Raw genomic sequence first — 20,257 nt, forward strand, 5'->3', positions numbered from 1 at the left:
GCGCCACAGTGAAGCCCGACGACAGAGGATGAGGTCCACCCGGTCTCCGTTGTGATGAACGCAACATAGGCAGAGGTTGACCATTTCAGAATTGGATGGTTGATTATTTCAGAGACAACAAATCTGGATAACTCAAATGAGCGCCCTGGACGTGGATGCGGTGCAGGCATTCGTGACCATCGCCAATCTTCAGAGCTTCACCCGCGCAGCGGAAGCGCTCGGCACGACGCAGGGCGCGATCAGCGTGAAGCTGAAGCGGCTGGAAGACCGCCTCGGCCATAAATTGATCGAACGAACCCCGCGAATGGTGCGCCTCTCGGCGCAAGGCGCGCTATTCGTCGATTCAGCCCGCGACTTCCTGGCCGCGCATGATCGCGCTGTCGCAGCTTTGTCTGCGACCCGTCGCCGTTTCGCACTCGGCATTGCGGCCCATGTGGCCGGGCCGGAGGTTCCGACGCTGCTGGCTCGCCTGAATGCCCATGACCCCACGCTCACGATCGAGGTTCGCCTCGATAATTCACGCAATTTGCTGGACGCATTCGACCGCGGCGAAATCGATGCGGCCATCGTCCGGCGTGAGGATGACCGACGCGACGGCGAAGTGCTTGCGCCCGAGCATTTCGGCTGGTTCGCAGCACCAGGCTTTGTGCACCGGCCGGGCGAGGCATTGCGACTGGCGGCGCTAACGCCAGTATGTGGCGTGCACGACGTTGCCATTCATGCGCTGGACGCGGCCGGCATCGCATGGACGGAGGTGTTTCTCGGTGGCGGCTCTTCAGTCGTGTCGGACGCGGTCTCGGCGGGCCTTGCCACCGCGGTCTTCTCCTGCCGGCTTGCACCGGCCGGCACCATCGAAGTCAGCCAGAAGTTTGGCCTGCCGCCGCTGGCGTCATCGGAAATCGTACTTCTCTCGACACTGTCGGATATGCAATCTCGCCAAGCGCTGCGAACCCTCGCGGCTGCGTTCCGCGAACACCGCGCGCATACGAGCTAGGTAGCGTATGGAAGGCGATCCAGCAGCGGCTGCGCCAGATGCAGGACCTGATAGCAAGCACCAGCATCGGTCTGTTCATTCTCTGACAGCAGAACGCGGGTGAATATCCACTTTTCGGCATCCAGTCCGATCACGGCTGCAACAATTCCGGCGCGAACCGAGAGATCCGCGTTGCGCTCGATCTCCCCTCTTATCGTTGTTTCAAGATCGGCGTCGGGCGGTATGGCGATATCTTGCCGATAGGCGAAGCGAGCTTTCCGGCTACGCCCCTTGCGGGCATCGAGGGCAACGCGTGTTTCGATCCGCGCCCGACCGAACATATCGACGACGATCTTGTAACCGCCGTTCACGAGAAAATCGCGAAACGCCTCGTCGTGCCGCCACAGATAAAGCGAGGAATAGCTAGACGTCGTTGCACCGAAGCGCCCGCTCTCTCGCAAGAGAAATCCCTTGAAATAAAGCTCCGGCTTTGCATCCCAGAGCGGCCCACGCTCCTGTGCGCGTGAGCGGATCAAGCCGAGATCATAGTCGGCGGGCAAGCGATGCTCGTAATGCGCAACGATCATCGTGATGGGCTCCTTCAGCAGCCATTGTCATTGAATCGATGCACGATATCGATCGACCGGCCGCGAAGAACAGACGTGGAATCATATTTCTACGATCCGGTATTCAAATGAATGACGTCCGGAGAGAGCCGACAAGCAACGTTGGAAGCTGGCGCGCCACGATTGAATTGGCAACGAAATGGCCGACGCGCCATGGCGTCGGCTTCCAGAATGCGGGGTGTTGGACAGTCTTCGCTTGTGGGGGAGCCACAATCAAGTTGGCGGCGATCAGCGCGCGACGTTGCTACCCGGGGTCACGTTGCTGGCCTTCTTCATCGGCGCGACGGGGGCCTTCGCGGCGGCATTACCGACGGTTGGCGGCTTCACGGCTGCTGCCGCGAGGGTCGGCACATATTTCGCGATCACGGTTGGATCGAGCGAGGCCATTTCGGTGTCGGGCAGACGGTACCAGGTCTCGTCCTTGCCGAGCAGCGCAATGCCCCAATAGCCACGCACGGTGAGCGCCCGACCATCGGCGCTGACGCTCATCTTGGCCTTGTAGACCTTGCCATCGCGCGGATCGAGAATGTTGCCGTTTTCGTATTTCAGTCCCTGCTGCTGCATGTTGCGGATGAAGGAGATGCCCAGCACTGGCTGGCCCTTCCGGTCATCGACGCACTTGCCGCAGAAGTCGTCGCCCGGCTTGTCATCGGGGCTCGGGAACGTCTTGGCGATCGCGCCTTCGAATACGCCGCCGCCATGATCAACCACCAGAACCCAGACGACAGGCTTGTTGTTCTCGACCTTCTGCCAGAGCCCGGCAGCAGTCGGCTCAGCGGCGCGGAGAGGGCCGGCGAACATCGCGCATGCGGCCAGACCTGAAGCGACTGTGAGCGCCAGACGTCGGAATCGAAGTTGTGCCATCGCCTTCCCCACTGCAGTTCGTCGTCCAGGCATCCGCCGAGTATCCGCACTCGATCCGATTGCATAGACTATCAATCTTCCGCGACGAGAGAGTGACTGCGGTTGATGGCTTTTGCAAGATTGCCGATCGCGCGCCGGATGTCCGATTGTGTCAGCGGCCACAGCTTTGCCACAAGCTGCCCCACCGAACCCGACGCGGTTACCGGCGATCCGAACCGCCTTTGCATCTCCGTCATACAAGATGATTCCAACAACTAGCCGAAGTTAGTTAACGCCGAGCTTCTTCTGCAGGCTCGAGGAGGACGTCGTGTACTGAAACACCAGTCGCTTGTCCGGATAGACGTAGTGATACGCCTTCTGTGCCATCAGCGCGCCCTCGTGGAAGCCGGACAGGATGAGTTTCAGCTTGCCGGGATACGTATTGATATCTCCGATGGCGAAGATGCCGGGCACGTTGGTCTCGAACGACGCCGTCTCCACCGGGATCAGGTTGTTCTCCAGCGTGACGCCCCAGTTGGCGACCGGACCGAGCTTCATGGTCAGGCCGAAGAACGGCAGGATCGTATTGCAGTCGATCCGGACACTTTCGTTGTCATTGCCCTTGATAACAGCCCCAGTGAGATGGCCTCCCTCGCCTTCGAGCGCTGTGACCTGACCGATCTGCAGGTCCATCTGACCGGCTGCCACGAGCTTGCGCATCTGCTCGACACTGTGAGGCGCAGCACGAAAATCATCGCGCCGATGCAACAGCGTGACGCGCCGCGCGACCGGATGCAGGTTGAGCGTCCAGTCCAGCGCACTATCGCCGCCGCCGACGATCAGCAGATCCTTGTCGCGGAATTGCTCCATCTTGCGCACCGCGTAGAACACCGACGTGCCTTCATAGGCCTCGATGCCCGGCACCGGCGGACGCTTCGGCTGGAACGAGCCGCCGCCGGCGGAGATCACCACCACCTTGGTTTCGAACACCTGGCCGGCATCCGTCGTGACACGAAACAAGGGATCGCCGATCTTCTCGATGGTCTCGATCATTTCATTCAGATGAAAGGTCGGATGGAACGGCTTGATCTGCTCCAGCAGTGCTTCGGTCAGCCCCTGACCGGTGACCAGCGGAATCGCAGGAATGTCGTAGATCGGTTTTTCAGGATAGAGCTCGGCGCATTGGCCACCGATCTTGTCCAAGATATCGACGAGGTGGACCTTCATATCGAGCAGACCAAGTTCAAAAACGGCGAACAGTCCGCAGGGGCCGGCGCCGATGATCAGCACGTCCGTCTTGATCGTTTCGCCCATAGTGTTTTTTCTCGGTTGAACCAGCCCTGCGAGATCGCAGAGCCCGGCGCCATCCGGCAATTGCGTCCAGCCTAGCGGCGCCACACGGGGAAAGCCACAGCGGCTCGGCCTGAAATCAGCATGTGCCCCGCCCTTGCCTGGGCTGTGCAACTGCGCTGTAACAGGCGCAAACCTGCCAAGCATTGCTGGAGATCAATTTCGTGAACGTCCCTGCCCGCGCCCCGGCGCCCGTCCTCGACGACTATCCCTATCGCCTGTCGGACAATGTGCGCTTTGCGGATCTCGATCCGAACAACCACGTCAACAACGCGGTGTATTCGAGCTATTTCGAAACCAGCCGCGTGTTGCTGATGCGGGACCCGGCCTGCGGGCTGATCGCGCCGGGGCAAAGCTGGGTGCTAGCGCGGCTCGATATTCACTTTCGCGCCGAATTGCACTGGCCCGGCAAGATCGAACTCGGGCTCGGCGTTACCAAGATCGGCCGGACCTCGGTGACCTATTCGCAGGTGGTGTTTTCGGAAGGCAAGTGCATGGCCTCGGCGATTGCAACGACCGTGATGGTCGGCCTCACCAACCGCCAGCCGACGCCGATCCCGCCCGAGGTCATCGAACGGTTTCAGCCATGGATGCTGCGCGGCTTGAACGCGCAGTAAATAACAGGGCTTGGAAAGCTCAGAACAAGTCTTGGGAAGCTCAGGCTTGGCGTTCCGGCGTGATCACAACAAGGCCGTCGAGCGCATCGGTGATCTTGATCTGGCACGACAGCCGGGAGTTCGGCTTGATGTCGTAACCGAAGTCCAGCATGTCCTCTTCCATCGGCGTCGGCGCACCGACGCGCTCCTGCCAGGCTTCGTCGACATAGACGTGGCAGGTGGCACAGGCGCAGGCGCCGCCACATTCGGCTTCGATACCCGGGATGGCATTGCGAATGGCCGCCTCCATCACCGTGGAGCCGATCTCGGCGTCAATGCTGCGGGTCTCACCGGAGTGATCGACAAAGTTTATCTTGGCCATGATGCTCGCGCTGCCGAAAGGAAGATACCGGCTGTCCTATAACGGGTCGATCCGGATCGCGCCAGCGCTCCGCAGCAAAACCGTCATCTAGAAAAGCAGGGCCAAGCATGACCCCTTTGGGGGATTAAAAACGATCCTTCGGGATCAAAGCTGATCCCTTGGGGATCAGGACCGTTTCAGAAGGACGTCGATCTCCGCCCGCGCCTCGAGAACGGCGTCGGTGAGCGTCATCAGGGCCTCAGCGGTATCGCTGCTATCGCGCAGCGTCGTTTCCAGCCATTCTGCGGCTTCCGTGATGCGGAACGCGCCGACCGCCTGCGCGGAGCCCTTCAGCTTGTGCGTGAGTTCAGCCGCATCCGCCGGCATTTTGACGATCTTCTCGATCAACTCGCTCGACTGGGCCGCGAACATCGCCAGAACTTCACGTTCCAGGCTGCTATCGCCCATAGTCATACGTTGAAGGTGGGGGAAATCGATCGGTCCGTCATCGGGAACCAGCGGCGGTGACGGCATCCATTGAACCCGTTCGAGGTGAAGCGGCATTGATGATCGCCCAAATTCCCGCCAACCGAACGATCCGGCTGCGATTTTTTGCAGCCAAACACGGAATTGGTTAACGGAACGTTCTAGGTACAATCCGCCGGGTTGACGCAGTTTTGACGCAAACTCGCCACGATTGAGGGGCCATTCCGTTTATTTGAGGCGCTACAAGAAGTTACCGGGGGAAGCCGTTAACTATCATTAAGAATGTCTTAACCAGAACCATTTCATTCGCACGACCAAGCCAATAGGATGTTTGCGGAAGTAGCGGACAAGCCGAGCGACCGGCAGTCCGAAATTCGTCCCGCGGGGTGCACATGGCCAGTCGCCATGCTGCAGGCGGGAACGAATCGTGGGGACTTCTGTGTCAGTTGCGTAATCAGGGGGCGTGGAACGAGCATGGCAAACAACACCAAAAAGGCCAAGGATCCGACCGAAGTCGCTCTCTCTGCCATCCAGGAAGCACTCAACATCAGCGACCCCGCGCATGTCGATCGCGATCAACCCGCGATCCGTGCCGACAACGCTCCCACCAATCCATCTTCCCCCGTCGACCTCGACGACAACGCCTTCGACGCACGCATCGCCAATGATCGCCCGAGCTTCGAGCCGCAGGACGATCAGCGCTTTGCGCGCCGTCCCGCGAACGATGACCGCGAAACCATCGGCCAGATCCTGCAGGCGCTGCAGAAGAACCGCCCCGCTCGCAACGTCTATACACTCGCCACCCTGTTCGCCGGCTTGTGGATCGTCGGCGCAGGCCTGTTGACCGTTGCGTTCCTGCCGTCGCTGCAGGCCCTGATCGGTCAGGGCTCCGGCGGCACGCTGGCGCTGGCCGGTCTCGCCGCGCTGCTATTCGCCCCGATCCTGCTGTTTTACTTCCTCGCCAGTCTTGCCTGGCGCGGCCAGGAAATGCGCCTGATCGCCCAGTCGATGGCACAGGTTGCGATCCGCTTCTCCGAGCCCGAAAGCACCGCCAGCGACTCGATGGTCACGGTCGGCCAGGCGATCCGCCGCGAAGTCGCCGCGATGGGCGACGGCGTCGAGCGCGCGATTGCGCGTGCCGGCGAACTCGAAACCCTCGTCGCCAATGAAGTTTCCGCGCTTGAGCGCGCTTACTCTGACAACGAAGTCCGCATCCGCGCGCTGCTGCAGGACATCGCGCATCAGCGCGACAACCTGGTCGGTCAGGCCGAGCAGGTTCGCTCCGCCATTTCGGGTGTGCAGATCGATCTTCGCCACGACATCGCGCTGATTTCGGACGCCATCGCATCGCGCGTCGACGAAGTCGCCAAGAGCATCACCGGCGCCCTCGAAGAGCGCGGCGAACACATCACTCGTGCGCTCGGCAATGCCGGCGACAACATGATCCTCGCGCTCGGCGAGCGTGGCGGCGACCTGCTCGACCGCCTCGAAGAGGCCAGCGCCGAGACCACCCGCGCGGTGCTCGACGCCAGCGAGCGTCTGACGACGAGCCTCAACTTCAAGACCGGCCACGTACACGACGAGTTCGTCGATCTCGCAGACCGCGTCCACGAAATGCTCAACGAGCGTATCGACCGCATCACCAGCGAATTCGAACAGCGTTCCTCGACCATCGTCGATCGCGTGTCGGATCGCACCGAGCAGGTCCACGACTCGCTTAAGAATTCCAGCGACTCCTTGCTGCTCGAGCTCGAGCTGCGCAGTGGCGACCTCGTCAGCAAGATCGACGATGCCGGCAACCGCCTTGCCAACCAGATCCTCACGTCAGGCGACAAGGCCAGCGAGTCCCTCGACGCCACCGTCAACGCGCTGGTGGCCAAGGTCGCGACCCAGACCGAGACCGCGCACGACACGCTCAGCCTGCAGATGAACGCCTTCGACGAGCTGGTGAAGGAACAGGGCACCGAGCTCGCCGAGCGTTTCTCGCGCGACAGCGGCACGCTGGGGGCGCTGATCACCAAACACATCTCGGAATTCGACCGTACCGTGAAGACTTTCGGCGGCGAAGTCGTCGATCGCCTCGGTCAACGCACGCAGGACATCTCCGAAACGCTGAAGGCCTATGTCGACAATTTCGACACGCGCGTTGCGTCCAATGTTGGCGGCATCACGTCGTCGCTCGACACCCGCCTCGCAGAATTCGAGACCAAATTCGAAGGCCGCGTCGTCAATCTCGATGCGTCGCTCGACAGCAGGATCAAGTCGTTCGACGAGACCGTCGATGGACGTCTCAAGAGCCTTGAAGAAACGTTTGACGCTCGGGCGCAGTCGGTCACCGCGACCATCGATACGCGCCTTGAGAACCTCGCATCGACGCTCTCGGAAGGTGCCAATCAGGCCGTCCAGTCGGTCGACGCGCGCCTGACGCATCTGACCACCGCCCTGACCGAAGGCGCGAATCTCGCAGTCAGCTCGGTCGACGGCCGCCTGACCCACCTGACGACCGCGCTCACGGAAGGCGCCGTGCAGGCGATCCACTCGATCGACGACCGCCTTTCCTACTTCACGAGCTCGCTCACCGAAGGCACGACGCAGGCGATCACGGCCATCGACAGCCGCATCAACAACGTCACCGATGCCATCGACAGCCGCAGCACACAGTTCGCGGATACCATCACTGCGCGCTTCCAGACGATCCACGAAGGCATGGAAGGTCGTATCGGCATCGTCGCCGGCGGGATCGAAACCCGCGTCGAACAGTTCGAGGAACTGCTCGGCTCGCGCATTGAGGCTGTTGCCGGCCGTATTGAAACGTCCGGCCGCACGGCCAGCGACTCGCTCATGGCCCGCGCCGAAGAACTCTCGATCGGCATCAAGACCAATGTCGAGGACGCCGAGCGTTCGCTCACGCATCTCATGGTCAATACGAGTGAGACCATTCAGGCCGGCGCCCGCGCCGCGCAGGAATCCCTCGTGTCGATCTCGACCGATGTCGGCGCGCAACTCAAGCTGACGGCGTCCGATATCGAGAATTCGCTGACCGCTGTCGGCACCACTGCCGCCACGGCCATCGTCAACAGTGCCCGCGATGCGCAAGCCACGCTGGTCAATGCGTCTTCGGAAGCCTCGCTACAGGTGAAGTCACTGTCGGCCGATGTCGAGCGCACCCTCACCGCGGCCGGCTCCGCCACCGCAGCCTCGATGCTCTCAGGTGCCCGCGACGCCCAGTCGACCCTGGTCGCCACCTCTTCGGAAGTCGCCAGCCAGATCCAGTCGCTCTCGGCTGATATCGAACGCACGCTCACTGCCGCCGGCACGGCGACGGCCGACTCGGTCCTGTCCGGCGCCCGCGCCGCGCAGAGCACACTGGTCGCCGCATCGACCGACGCCTCGCAGCAGGTCCGCACCCTTGCGGCCGATGTCGAGCGAACCCTGATCGCCGCCGGCACCGCCAGCGCGGACTCGATCCTGGCCAGCACGCGCAACGTCCAGTCCTCGCTGATCGACGCCTCGACCGAAGCGTCGAACCATGTCCGCAACCTCGCGGCCGATATGGAGCGGAGCCTCACGACAGCCGGCACCGCAACTGCTGAGTCGATCGTCGCCGGCGCCCGCGAAGCCCAGAGCACGCTGGTCACCGCGTCTTCCGAGGCATCAAGCCATGTGAAGTCGCTCTCGATCGACGTGCAGCGCACGCTCACCGCCGTCGGCGCCGACACGGCGGCTGCCATCCTGTCGAGTGCCCGCGAAGTGCAAACCTCGCTGGCAACCTCCTCGGCGGATGCCGCGAACCAGATCAAGGTGATTTCCGCCGACATCGAGCGTTCGCTCTCGAACGTCACCGCCAACACGACCGACAACATCCAGACCAGTGCGCAGAATGCGCACAACTCGCTGGTTGCCGCCTCGAACGAGATCACCACCAAGATCAAGACCACCTCGTCGGAGATCGAGCGGTCGGTATTCGCCGCTTCGGGCAGCTTCGGCACCACGATGACCGGCAAGACGGACGAAATCGTCACCTATGTGCAGCAGCAGACCGACCGTCTGTCGCAGATGGTCGACGCCAAGCGCGGTTCGCTGGTCGATGCGCTGGGCGCCAAGGCCAATCAGCTCACGGTCGATATCGATCGCGTCACCGCCGACGCGCTCAAGGCGATCGAGAGCCGCGGCCAGACCTTCTCGCAGACCATGGTCACCAACAGCACGGACGTGGCTCGCGCAATCACCACGGCTGGCGAACTCGCCACCGGTGCGGTCAACAAGTCGCTGAAGGATCTCGAGCAGAGCTCGCGCACCGCCATCGAGCAGTCGCGTCAGGTCTCGATCACTGCGGTCACGGAGATGCAGGAAACCAGCAAGATCCTGCGCACCGATACCGTGGCGCTGTTCGAACGCCTGCGTGAAGGCAACATCCTGCTGCAGGAAGTCCTCACCGGCGCCCACGACAATCTCAACTCGCTGGAGCGCGCTCTGGTCACCCGCGTGGCGGACTTCGTGTCCACCATGAACGACGTGACGTCGCGCAACGGCCTGGCTACCCAGACGCTGGAAGAACAGCTCACCGTGTTCACCTCCAAGACCTCCAAGGCCTTGGAAGATCTCGGCTCACTCTCGGGCCAGTTCGAAACCCATGGCCATGCCCTCGTGGACGCCGCGGCTCTGGTCGAACAGAGCAACCGCACCACGATGTCGTCGGTCGGCGAACGCAAGGCGGCGCTGGAATCGCTGGTCACCACCATCGATCTGCGCACCACCGATCTCGATCAGCGCCTCACCCGCTTCACCGGCCTGCTCGATGAATCGCTGGCAGCCGCCGAAGAACGGGCCCGTGACATCGCCCGCGTCGTCGCGGAGACCGCAGGTCAGGGCTCGGCAGCGATCAGCCGGCAGTTCGAAGCCGTCCGCACTGCAGCGGAAGAAGAACGCCGCGCGACAACGCAAGCCATGAGCGAAATCTACCAGCAGGGCACGCAGGAAGCCGATGCCATGTTCAAGCAGTCGGCCGACAAGTTCTCGTCGATGGTCGCCAGCATGAAGCAGATGGCTGCCGAAATGCACAACGAGCTCGAGAGCACCCGCACCGAACTGCGCCGTGGCGTTCTCGACATGCCGCAGGAAGCCGCCGAGAGCACTGCGCAGATGCGCAAGGTGATCGTCGACCAGATCGAGGCGCTCGCCGAGCTCAACCGCATCGTCGCCCGCCACGGCCGCGGCCTCGACGTGGTCTCGACCAGCCGCGTCACCAGCGTGCAGCGTGATGAGGAGCCGGCGATGGCGATCGCCAGCAGCCGTAGTGAAGCGCGCCACGAGGCTCCGCGTCCGGCCCCACGCCGCGAGGAGCCGCCTGCCCGTAGCGCAACGAACTTGCCGATGCCCGATATCGGTGGCCCTGCGCCGCGTCGCACCGAAGCGCCGTCGGTCGCTCCGGCCAACTCCGACCAGGGCCGTGACGGCTGGCTGTCGGATCTACTCGGCCGCGCCGATCACGTCGAGGAAGATCGCACGCCGCCGCGCCGCGCACCGGCTCCGCAGCAGCCTGCAACCTCGGCCAATCCGCTGGAGTCGCTGTCGCTCGATATCGGCCGCCTGATGGATCGGACGCTGGCTGCAGAGATGTGGGATCGCTATCAGCGCGGCGAGAGCAAGGCCTTCAGCAAGCGGCTCTATACGCCCGCCGGCCAGAAGGCTTTCGATGAAGTCGCCCGCAAGTATCGGTCGGACCGCAACTTCAAGGGCACGGTGGATCGCTACATCACCGAGTTCGAACGCCTGCTTGACGAAGTCGCCCGCGATGAACGCGGTCCGGCAGCGCTGCGCAGCCATCTGACCTCGGAAACGGGTCTGGTCTACACCCTGCTCGCTCATGCAGCGGGTCGGCTGGGCTAAGCAAGATTAAATACGAACGCGAAAAGCGGAGGCAGCGATGCCTCCGCTTTTTTGTTGAGCCTGCTGTTGTGCCGGAGCGCTAGACGCGGGCCAAGCCGGTGCCGTCATCACGCCGGATCCTTGTCGTGAATGTTGACGCCGAATGGCAAAGACACCCAGGCATGCCGGCGACAGTGATAGACGGAAATCTCCGGGGGCGGAAAATCCGGATCGGCAAAGCAGCCGACCGCCACGGCTACGGAACGCGCTTCATATCCTTCTTCGGTGTGGAAGAGATTGGTGCCGCAGACGGGACAGAACCGGAATCGGAAGCGCGCCCCCTGATCCCCTGTGCGGACATATTCAGTCGCGGTGCCGCTCACATTGTAACTTGGCCCGAAGCCCGCGAGCGCTGCAAAGACGCTACCGGTCCGGCGCTGACAAGCAAAACAGTGGCATATACCGACGCCCCTCGGCTCGCCTTCGAGCACGATGGACAGCTGACCGCACGAACAGGACGCAGTTCTCGACATGACGGACCTCCTCGATGCAGCGGTCTGCTGGATCACGGGCCGCGACAGTTACCTTATGCGAACCCGATGCGTTGGGTGAAGCTGCGCGTCTCGCCCACCGCAATGTGCATCACGCCCGGCTTGTCGGCGAACTCGCCGTCGAAATCTACCGGGCTGGCATAGCCGTACCACGGTTCGATGCAAAGGAATGCAGCGCCGGATGGTTTCGACCAGATGCCAAGTTCGCGAAAGCCTTCCCAGGCGAAGGTGATCGTCGGTCCGCCAGGCGCGCTATAACTCAGCGACCTGCTGGCGAGATGATCGAAGATCATCGCGTCCTTCACGAACAGCGATTCCGACAGCGCCAGTGCGCCGCCCTGCACCGGCGATGGTTCCGGCTCCCTCAGCAACAGTCCACCCTCGAGCCGTCTGATCGGCGCCGGTTCAGCATCGGAGAAGATGATCGTATGCGCGCGCTTGTCGGCGCCGTCCGTCAGCGGCCAGTGAAATGCCGGATGCGCACCGATCGAGGCCGGCAGCATCTCGTCGCCAATATTGGTGACGGCATAACCGATCACCAGTTCATCGCCCTCGATCACATAGGTGACGTCGAGCCGGAACGCGAACGGATATTTCGCCCGGCTGGCGTCGTTGTCCGCCAGCGACAGCGCGCAGGATGCAGGTCCCTGCCCGGTCCAGCTGAAGCGCTGGTCGCGCGCAAAGCCATGCTGGGTCATTGCATAGACCTGGCCGCGATGGCGCAGCACATCGTCTTTCAGCTTCCCGACGATCGGAAACAGTAGCGGCGCGTGGCGAGGCCATTCCTCGCCGGCCTGCCAGAGCACCTCATGCCCATGCGCATCCTTCAATGAGCAGAGTTCGGCGCCATCGGCCTTGATCGTCGCCGTGACGCGGCCATTGCTGATGGTGAAGCTATCTTGGGTCTCCATCAGCGCTCTCCATGTATATCGGGACTGGTGTCTATTGAGCCTGCTGGCGACGACGCGGCGGAGCGACAGATGCCGGAGGCGCCGCCGGTGCAGGCGCAGCCGCGGGTGTGCCGCTGCTGGCGCCAAACAACAGGCGCGTCGGGTTGCGGTCAAGATTGTTCACCGCACGGCTGATATCGGCGAGCGTGCGGCGACCGTCGAGGATCAGAGCACCCGAGCGCTTGTCGAGGTTCTCGGTCAGCTCATGGAACGACTTTACGGCCGCCGTGAGTTCGCCGCCGTCCTTGCCGCCCGCGAGCGCATCAAGACCGAGCAGGATATTGTCGGTTCGCGCGACGACGCTGTCGGCTTTGCCCATGACACCATCAGCCTTGCCCATCACGCTGTCGATCTTCAGCATGATGCCGTCGATTACTTCCGAATTTTTCGCCAGCGTTGCCGTGAAGGTTTCGACATTCTTCATGGCGCCCTTGAGAGTATCCTGATTGTCGGCGACCAGACGATTGACGTTGTTCAGCGTTGCCCGGATCGATTCAGAGATATCCCGCAACAGCTCCGGATCGGCCGTCAGCACCGGCACGCCGTCGGTGTCCAGCGGGACCGCGGGCGCAGCTTCATCGCCGCCCTTCAGCGCGATCGCCGCTACACCGGTGAGCCCCTGAAATTCCAGACCGACCTGCGTGTCCTTGCGAATGGGCGCGATGTTCTCGACCATAGCCAGCGCAACGACGCGCTTGGGATTGTCGAGCTTCACAGAGACGACCTCGCCGACCCTGATACCATTGAAGTTGACATTGCCGCCGTTGCGCAGGCCCGACGCCGCGCCTTCGAAGATGATGCGCAGCGGCGTTCGCTGCGTGGTCGAATGCAGATTCTGGAACCAGAGTACGAAGCCGAACGCTGCGGCGATCACCGCCAGCGTGAAAATTCCGATCAGGACGAAGTTCGCCCGCGTTTCCATCAAACCAACTCCAGTACAACTAGCCGATAACAGCGCGTGCGCGCTTGCCGTGGAAATATTCCCGAAGCCAGGGATGCTGCGAGGCCAGCATGTCGGCCATCGTTCCCTGCGCGATGATCTTGCCATTACCGAGAACGGCGATCCGGTCGCAGGCTGTATGCAGGCTGTCGAGATCATGAGTTACCATGAAAACGGTCAGCCCCAAAGTTCGCTGCAGCGTGCGCACCAATTCGTCGAAATCGCCAGCGCCGATCGGATCGAGACCCGATGTTGGCTCGTCCAGGAACACAATCTCCGGATCGAGCGCGAGCGCCCGCGCCAGCGCGACGCGCTTGATCATGCCGCCCGAAAGTTCCGACGGATAGCGATCCGCCACCTCCGGCTTGAGACCGACCATGGTGAGCTTGGCCATGGTGATCTCGTCGAGCAGACGTTCCGAGACCTTGAGATATTCGCGCACCGGAAACTGGATGTTCTGTCGCACGTTGAGCGACGAGAACAGCGCCCCGTGCTGGAACAGGATGCCCCAGCGCCGCTCGACATCGCGACGTTCCTTGTCACCTTTGTCGAGATCGGTGCCAAACACTTCGATCGTGCCGGAGACTTTCGGCACGAGGCCAATGATCGTGCGCATCAGCACCGACTTGCCGGCGCCGGACGCGCCGACGAAACCGAGGATTTCGCCGCGCGCCACATTCAGGTTGAGGCCGTCGAGCACCCGACGGCTGCCGAATGCCACGGTAAGATCGCGCACGCTGATGATCGCATCGGCAGAGGTGGAGGCGGCAACCGTCGGCGTCTCAGTAATGGGCGTCGCAGTCGTCGAGGTCATGGTCGTCAGATCCCGATCGATGCGAAGAAGATCGCGAATACGCCATCCATCACGATCACGAAGAAGATTCCCTTCACCACCGATGATGTGGTGTGCTGCCCCAGCGACTCCGCGCTGCCCTGCACGGCCAGGCCTTCGACGCAGGCCACGATGCCGATCACCATGGCCATCACGGGCGCCTTCACCATGCCAACGATGAAGTGGTTGATCGAAATCGCCTCGCGCAGGCGCGACAGGAACGACGACGGATCGACGCCGCCATAGAGCCAGGCGACCAGACCGCCGCCATAGAGGGCAGCCATCGCGCCGAGAAATGCGAGAATGGGCAGCGCCAGCACCAGCGCCACCATGCGCGGCAGGATCAGAACTTCGATGGCATCGAAGCCCATGGTGCGAAGCGCATCGATCTCCTCGCGCATCTTCATGGAACCGAGTTCGGCAGTATAGGCGCTGCCGGAGCGCCCAGCGACCATGATCGCCACCAAGAGCACGCCGAGCTCCCGCAGCACCAGCACGCCGAGCATGTCGACTACGAAGACGTCGGCGCCAAAGCGGCGAAAATGGAACAGGCCCTGCTGGGCAACGATACAGCCGATCAAGAAGGTGATCAGGACCACGATCGGTACTGCGTTCCAGCACACCTGCTCCAGGTGATGCACCACCGAGGTGAGCCGGAATTTCGACGGATGCCGCCAGACGCGGAACCAGGCCGCGATCACGGCACCAATCATATCGACCAGCGCGACGAGGGTTTCCCCGATGCCATAGATATTGCGGCCGATGCCATCGAGCACGGCAGTCAGGGCGCTACCGCTTGCCGGTAACGGGACCGCAGGCTTCACGCGACGGACCTCGTCGACCAGGGTCGCGTAATTCGCCGAAAGGCCCGCGATCTGGGCCTCGTGGCCGCCATTGGTCAGCGCCCGACGCAACCGCTCGATCAGCCAGGCACCGAATGTGTCCAGCCTGGAGACCTGCGACACGTCGATGAAGATGTTGGGGCGACTACCGGTCAGCTTTTCGGCCTCGCCGACGAGTTTTTCGAGCGCGGGGGCAAAACGCGCCGTCCACGACCCAGCCGCGCACAGCGCCAAGCCGTCGCCTTTCGCGATCTGTTCCAAGGTCGGGCCGCTCAAAACAGGCTCCCGCGGGCGTTCAGTCTGTGCATGAACAAAGTATTAACACGCCCAAATACGTTTCTGAGAAGCCAAGTGAAGCCAACACGTTGCTATGGTTAATATAGCCTTAATCCGCCCTGTCAGACACTGGCATTGCGTCGCAAACAAGTTCACGGCGATCACGTAAACTTATAGACACGTCATTACCCGCCGTTGCCGGCACAGCCCGAAAGACGCCGCATTGTCCGCATCCGACGCTGCCCCCGCCCTAATGACCGCCCGGATCGAGCAATGGCCGATCGCTGGCGCCTTCACCATCAGCCGCGGCGCCAAGACCGAGGCCGTCGTCGTGGTCGCCGAGATCAGCCGCGGCGGCGTAACTGGCCGCGGCGAATGCGTGCCCTATGCGCGCTATGGCGAGACTCCGGAGGCTACGCTGGCGGCCATTCTGGCGATGCAGGACCGATTTGCCGCAGGCCTCGGCCGTGACGCCTTGCAATCGGCCATGCCCGCCGGTGCCGCCCGCAACGCGGTGGATTGCGCTCTGCTCGATCTCGAAGCCAAGAGCCGGGGCCAGCGCGTCTGGGACATGCTGCAGCGGCCGGCACCGCGCCCCTGTACCACCGCCTATACGATTTCGCTCGGCACGCCGGAGGCAATGGCCTCCGCCACCGCAAAGGCCGCCTACCGGCCGCTGCTGAAGATCAAGCTCGGCAGTGACGACGACATCAGCCGCATCACGGCCGTGCGCCAGGCCGCACCGGAATCCGAGTTGATCGTCGATGCCAATGAGGCGTGGACGCCGGACAACCTGAAAGCCAATCTCGATGCCTGCCATAACGCCGGCGTCACGCTGATCGAGCAGCCGCTGCCCGCAGGCAAGGATGATGCGCTGATGCATGTGCATCGGCCGATCATGGTTTGCGCCGACGAGAGCGTGCATGGCCTCGCTTCGCTCGAGGCGCTGCGCGGGCGTTACGATGCGATCAACATCAAGCTCGACAAGGCCGGCGGCCTGACCGAAGCGCTGGCGATGGCCGATGCCGCGCGCGCCATGAATCTCGACATCATGGTCGGTTGCATGGTGGCGACGTCGCTGGCGATGGCACCCGCGATGTTGATTGCGCAATATGCACGCTTCGTCGATCTTGATGGCCCGCTATTGCTCGCCGGAGATCGCGACGGCGGTCTGCGCTATGACGAAAGCACGGTCTATCCGCCCGACGCGGCGCTCTGGGGCTGATCGCCCACAACGCCCGGCGGCTGCCCGGCGCGATGCCGGCCGAACCATATGACGGTCGCGCCGGCAAAGCCAAGCACGGCCATCACGTAGTAAACGCCCTCGCCGTAACGCGCATAGATCGCGCCTGACAGAACCGCCATGCTGCTCATCACAAGGCCGGTGCAGGCGGTGACATATCCCTGCGCGCGCGCCATGACGTGCGGCGGCACGTGATGTAGCAACAGGCCCATTGTGCCGAGTTGCGTCAGACCGTAGGTCGCGCCGTGCAGCAATTGCACGACCACGAGAATCGGGAGCGGAAGCGTTTGCGCAGTCAGCGTCCAGCGCAGCAATGCGCCAAGGCCACCAAGGATGACCATGGTTGCAGGTGACAAAGTCAGGCGTGGCGACACTGCGAACAGGATGATTTCGGCGAGCACGCCGAGCGTCCATAGACCCGCGATGGTGAGGCCGTCGAGTCCAGCCGCCTGCCAGGTGATCGACGCGAAGGTGTAGTAGCCGGCATGGCTGCCCTGGATCAGTGCGGCGGAGATCGCGATGGCGAGAAAACCAGGATCGCGTAGCAACGCGCTTGCCTTCGAGAGCACCGTGCCGTCGCCTGTCGGCGCGCCCAATGGCTGCAGACCAAGGCTGACGACAGCCGACAGCACCATCGCTGCAACAATCACCCAGATCAGATGCTCACCGTCGAGCCAGTTGACCACCAGACCGCAGGCAAGCGCACCAACCACGAAAGCCGCCGAGCCCCACAGCCGTAGCGGACCGTAACTGAAGCCGAAGCGCACCACGCCTTTCAGCGCATAGCCATCGGTCAACGCCGTGAGCGGCGTCCAGACCACCGCCGTCAGCGCGAACACCAGGAGCACGGCGAGCGGTTCGCGTAGCGTGCCCACCGTCGCAAAGCCGATCATGGTGAGAAAGGCACAGACAATCATCGTCTGGCGCAGGGCATGACGGCGCTCGGCAAACGCCGTGATGAAGGGCAGCGTGGTGAAGCGCGTCATCGACGGCACAGCAAGGATGGCGCCGATCCAGGTCGGATCGATGCCGATCGCCTTCAGCCAGACGGGGAAGAACGGCAGATAGAAGCCGCTGGAGCCGAACACGGTGCCGTAGAACATCGCCAGCCGCTGCGCGAATTTGCGGCGGATTTGCGGGGCGCTATGGGGGGCAGATTCGGCTATCATGAGGTGAACTGCGATTCGCCACGGGATCGTGGAGATGGTTACATACCGCGCATCCCTGTGCGCGCCACGAGTTATCATGATGGCCGAAGAAGCATTTGCCCTGTCGCCGATCTCCGCCCGGCCCACCCTGCCGGGCGAGGCAGACTATGACGCGATCCGCGAAGCCTTCATGGAGACCGCGCGCGGCCGCTGGTTTCTCGCCGAATATGCCAAGCGCAACCGCACGGCCGATACCAGCCTGGTGCTCGAAGCCGTCACGCGGCTGGAAGCCAATCTCGCCGCCCAGAAGCAGGCGCCGGCGCTCAGCCTGATCGCCGCGCTCGGCGCGATCCGTTCTGCCGTCCGTCAGGCCAAGGCCAGCGCCATAGAGGCGATGCCGCGCGTCGACGCCGACGAGGTTTTGACTGGTGCCCGCAACGGCACCCGCATCATCCGCGAGATCGCGTGGACGCTGCGCGAATGCGGCGCCGACACGCGCATCTGCGATCTGCTCGACACACAGGTGAAGGCCATCGAGGCCGGCCAGCAGGCGCTCAACGGCAGTGGCCGCGAAGACGTGTTGGCGAGCTACGACTTGCTGATGCAGCGGGTCGAGCAGATGGTCGATGGCAGCGCGGCGACGGTTGCGCAGGCCGAGCCGGCTCCGGTTACCGAAAAGGCTGAGCCTGTTGTCGCAGAGGCGCGCGAAGCATCCGTGACACCGTTGTTCAAGTCGCAGGCGAGTGAAGTGCTCGCCGAGACGGTCACGATCTCAAGCGTCGAACCGCCGCGCGCCTCCGTACAGCCGCCCGTTGCAGAGACGGTGGTCGTAGAGACCGTCGCTGAAACGGCCGCGCCTGTCGCAGAAGCCACCGCGGAGCTTGCCGCCACGATGGCTGAAACCTCCCTAGCTATCGCTGCGGACGATGTCCCGCAGGCGTCTGAAACGGAGGACATTGCGGAGGACGAACATGACCTCGCCGTGCTCGATATGGTCGCCGCAGAGATGGGCGCGCTCGATCTGAGCGAGGCGGACGTTATTGAACCTCAGCTTGCCGAGCCCCAATACGTTGAGCCTGAGGTGATGCAGGTTGAAGCTGTCGCTGTTCAGCCAGCCGAGCCCGAAGTCCTCAATCCCGATCTGATGACGCTCGCGCAGATCGCCGAGGTTGCACTGGCACCCGAGCCGCCGCAGCCAGATCTGGTACCCCAGGTGGAAGCTGCCGCGCCGTCCCTTGGCGCAGCGCTGATCGCTGGCGGCGTGATCGCGGATCCGAACGCGCCGGCATCGGACCCGCTGGCGCCGATCCGCAAGATGACGCAGGCCGAGAAGATCGCGTTCTTCTCGTAAGCGCCTCTCGCCAGATCAGGCGTTGATGATCCTGGCGTAGAGATCCGCATCGACATTGCCGCCGGACAAAACGATCACCACCGTCTTGCCGCGCGCGTCGAAACGTCCGTGCATCAGCGCAGCCAGCGCCACGGCGCCACCGGGCTCGACCACCAGCTTCAAGTCGCGGAACGCAAAGGCCATTGCCTTGCCAACTTCGTCGTCGGTGGCGGTGACGGCGGCCGCCAGCAGGTGCTGATTGACGGCGAAGGTGATTTCGCCGGGCGTCAGAGCCATCAGCGCATCGCAGATCGTGCGGCCCGCATTGCTGTGCGCGACGCGCTTGCCGGCGCGCAATGAGAGGCCGTGATCGTCAAACCCCGCAGGCTCGGCGACGACGATTGCCGTCTCGGGGAAACGCGCCTTCACCGCCGTGGCAATGCCGCCGATCAGACCGCCGCCGGAGGCCTGTGCAGACACGATGTCCGGCACGATGCCCAAGGCGGCCATGTCTTCGGCGATCTCGCGGCCGACAGTGCCCTGCCCGGCCATCACGAACACATCGTCATAGGGCGGCACGACCGTGGCGCCGCTCTTGCCGGCGATGTCGCGGGCGATGGCTTCGCGATCTTCCTTGTCGCGATCATAGAGCACGACTTCGGCGCCATAGCCTCTGGTGCGCTCGACCTTCGACACCGGCGCATCCGACGGCATCACGATGGTCGCCTTCATACCGAGAATCTGCGCCGCGGCAGCAACGCCCTGCGCATGATTGCCGGAGGAGAATGCGACGACGCCCCTGCCGCGCTCACCCTCGGGGATCGAGGAGATCTTGTTGAAGGCGCCGCGAAACTTGAACGACCCGGTCCGCTGCAGCACTTCGGGCTTCAGAAACACTTTCGCGCCGGTCAGCGCATCGAGCGCAGGCGACCGGAGCAACGGCGTACGCGTTGCATAAGGGGCGATGACGCGCGCGGCAGCATCGATATCGGCGGATGTGATCGGCAATGGAGTGTTTGTCATGCGCGCATTTTATCGCGCG

17 protein-coding genes are annotated in these 20,257 nt (G+C 63.0%); 5 read left to right on the plus strand and 12 right to left on the minus strand.

What is annotated here, in order from left to right; genetic code table 11:
- Window positions 1-136 precede the first annotated feature (136 nt).
- Window positions 137-994 carry a LysR family transcriptional regulator gene (locus SFY93_RS25225; RefSeq protein ID WP_068735591.1) on the plus strand — a complete coding sequence of 286 codons (858 nt, stop codon included), beginning with the start codon at window positions 137-139 and terminating at the stop codon, window positions 992-994.
- On the opposite strand, the gene SFY93_RS25230 is transcribed toward SFY93_RS25225, so the two are convergent.
- The 3 genes from SFY93_RS25230 to SFY93_RS25240 all read right to left on the minus strand — a co-directional run bounded on the left by SFY93_RS25230 (window position 991) and on the right by SFY93_RS25240 (window position 3,756).
- Window positions 991-1,560, minus strand: a complete 570-nt coding sequence (locus SFY93_RS25230; RefSeq protein WP_320445023.1) for a DUF4865 family protein — start codon at window positions 1,558-1,560, stop codon at window positions 991-993. The genes SFY93_RS25225 and SFY93_RS25230 overlap by 4 nt on opposite strands.
- Before the next feature lie 267 nt (window positions 1,561-1,827).
- Complete coding sequence (locus SFY93_RS25235; protein ID WP_320445024.1) at window positions 1,828-2,463, minus strand: DUF2147 domain-containing protein; 636 nt, start codon at window positions 2,461-2,463, stop codon at window positions 1,828-1,830.
- Window positions 2,464-2,727: 264 nt separating this feature from the next.
- Window positions 2,728-3,756: an NAD(P)/FAD-dependent oxidoreductase gene (locus SFY93_RS25240; protein WP_089265205.1), complete on the minus strand. Its 1,029-nt coding sequence runs from the start codon at window positions 3,754-3,756 to the stop codon at window positions 2,728-2,730.
- A gap of 200 nt (window positions 3,757-3,956) precedes the next feature.
- Between SFY93_RS25240 and SFY93_RS25245 the strand changes: the two genes are divergently transcribed.
- The gene (locus SFY93_RS25245) at window positions 3,957-4,409 is read left to right on the plus strand and encodes an acyl-CoA thioesterase (protein WP_309948199.1); all 453 of its coding nucleotides are present in this window, start codon (window positions 3,957-3,959) and stop codon (window positions 4,407-4,409) included.
- Between the two features lie 40 nt (window positions 4,410-4,449).
- Here the strand turns inward: SFY93_RS25245 and SFY93_RS25250 are convergent, their stop codons facing one another.
- Both SFY93_RS25250 and SFY93_RS25255 read right to left on the minus strand, forming a co-directional pair.
- Window positions 4,450-4,770 carry a 2Fe-2S iron-sulfur cluster-binding protein gene (locus SFY93_RS25250; RefSeq protein ID WP_089265206.1) on the minus strand — a complete coding sequence of 107 codons (321 nt, stop codon included), beginning with the start codon at window positions 4,768-4,770 and terminating at the stop codon, window positions 4,450-4,452.
- A gap of 165 nt (window positions 4,771-4,935) precedes the next feature.
- Window positions 4,936-5,406, minus strand: a complete 471-nt coding sequence (locus SFY93_RS25255) for an Hpt domain-containing protein (protein WP_320445025.1) — start codon at window positions 5,404-5,406, stop codon at window positions 4,936-4,938.
- A gap of 303 nt (window positions 5,407-5,709) precedes the next feature.
- On the opposite strand from SFY93_RS25255, the gene SFY93_RS25260 reads away from it, so the two are divergent.
- Window positions 5,710-11,124 (plus strand): apolipoprotein A-IV repeat region-like domain-containing protein, encoded by a 5,415-nt coding sequence (locus tag SFY93_RS25260; RefSeq protein ID WP_320445026.1) that lies wholly within the window; start codon window positions 5,710-5,712, stop codon window positions 11,122-11,124.
- A gap of 107 nt (window positions 11,125-11,231) precedes the next feature.
- On the opposite strand, the gene SFY93_RS25265 is transcribed toward SFY93_RS25260, so the two are convergent.
- From SFY93_RS25265 to SFY93_RS25285, 5 genes are read right to left on the minus strand one after another with little or no spacing between them, the layout of a single operon-like run.
- The gene (locus tag SFY93_RS25265; protein WP_089265209.1) at window positions 11,232-11,636 is read right to left on the minus strand and encodes a GFA family protein; all 405 of its coding nucleotides are present in this window, start codon (window positions 11,634-11,636) and stop codon (window positions 11,232-11,234) included.
- 53 nt (window positions 11,637-11,689) lie between these two features.
- The gene (locus SFY93_RS25270) at window positions 11,690-12,565 is read right to left on the minus strand and encodes an aldose 1-epimerase family protein (RefSeq protein ID WP_320445027.1); all 876 of its coding nucleotides are present in this window, start codon (window positions 12,563-12,565) and stop codon (window positions 11,690-11,692) included.
- 31 nt (window positions 12,566-12,596) lie between these two features.
- A complete protein-coding gene (locus SFY93_RS25275) occupies window positions 12,597-13,526 on the minus strand; it encodes an MlaD family protein (RefSeq protein WP_089265211.1) in 930 nt (309 codons plus the stop codon).
- A 19-nt stretch (window positions 13,527-13,545) separates the two neighbouring features.
- The gene (locus SFY93_RS25280) at window positions 13,546-14,358 is read right to left on the minus strand and encodes an ABC transporter ATP-binding protein (RefSeq protein WP_320445028.1); all 813 of its coding nucleotides are present in this window, start codon (window positions 14,356-14,358) and stop codon (window positions 13,546-13,548) included.
- Window positions 14,359-14,363: 5 nt separating this feature from the next.
- Window positions 14,364-15,494, minus strand: coding sequence for an ABC transporter permease (locus SFY93_RS25285; protein WP_320445029.1), 1,131 nt, complete (start codon window positions 15,492-15,494; stop codon window positions 14,364-14,366).
- A 253-nt stretch (window positions 15,495-15,747) separates the two neighbouring features.
- Between SFY93_RS25285 and dgcA the strand changes: the two genes are divergently transcribed.
- On the plus strand, window positions 15,748-16,719 hold the full coding sequence (gene dgcA / locus SFY93_RS25290) for an N-acetyl-D-Glu racemase DgcA (RefSeq protein WP_320447853.1): 972 nt from the start codon (window positions 15,748-15,750) through the stop codon (window positions 16,717-16,719).
- Here dgcA and SFY93_RS25295 read toward each other — a convergent pair.
- Window positions 16,689-17,906, minus strand: a complete 1,218-nt coding sequence (locus SFY93_RS25295; protein WP_320445030.1) for an MFS transporter — start codon at window positions 17,904-17,906, stop codon at window positions 16,689-16,691. The genes dgcA and SFY93_RS25295 overlap by 31 nt on opposite strands.
- Window positions 17,907-17,982: 76 nt before the next feature.
- Here SFY93_RS25295 and SFY93_RS25300 point away from each other — a divergent pair, with 76 nt between their 5' ends.
- Window positions 17,983-19,236 (plus strand): hypothetical protein, encoded by a 1,254-nt coding sequence (locus tag SFY93_RS25300; protein ID WP_320445031.1) that lies wholly within the window; start codon window positions 17,983-17,985, stop codon window positions 19,234-19,236.
- A 15-nt stretch (window positions 19,237-19,251) separates the two neighbouring features.
- On the opposite strand, the gene SFY93_RS25305 is transcribed toward SFY93_RS25300, so the two are convergent.
- Window positions 19,252-20,238, minus strand: a complete 987-nt coding sequence (locus tag SFY93_RS25305) for a threonine ammonia-lyase (RefSeq protein ID WP_320445032.1) — start codon at window positions 20,236-20,238, stop codon at window positions 19,252-19,254.
- Window positions 20,239-20,257 lie beyond the last annotated feature (19 nt).

Source organism: Tardiphaga sp. 42S5, assembly GCF_034044155.1.
In the GTDB taxonomy this organism is placed as follows: Bacteria; Pseudomonadota; Alphaproteobacteria; order Rhizobiales; family Xanthobacteraceae; genus Tardiphaga; species Tardiphaga robiniae.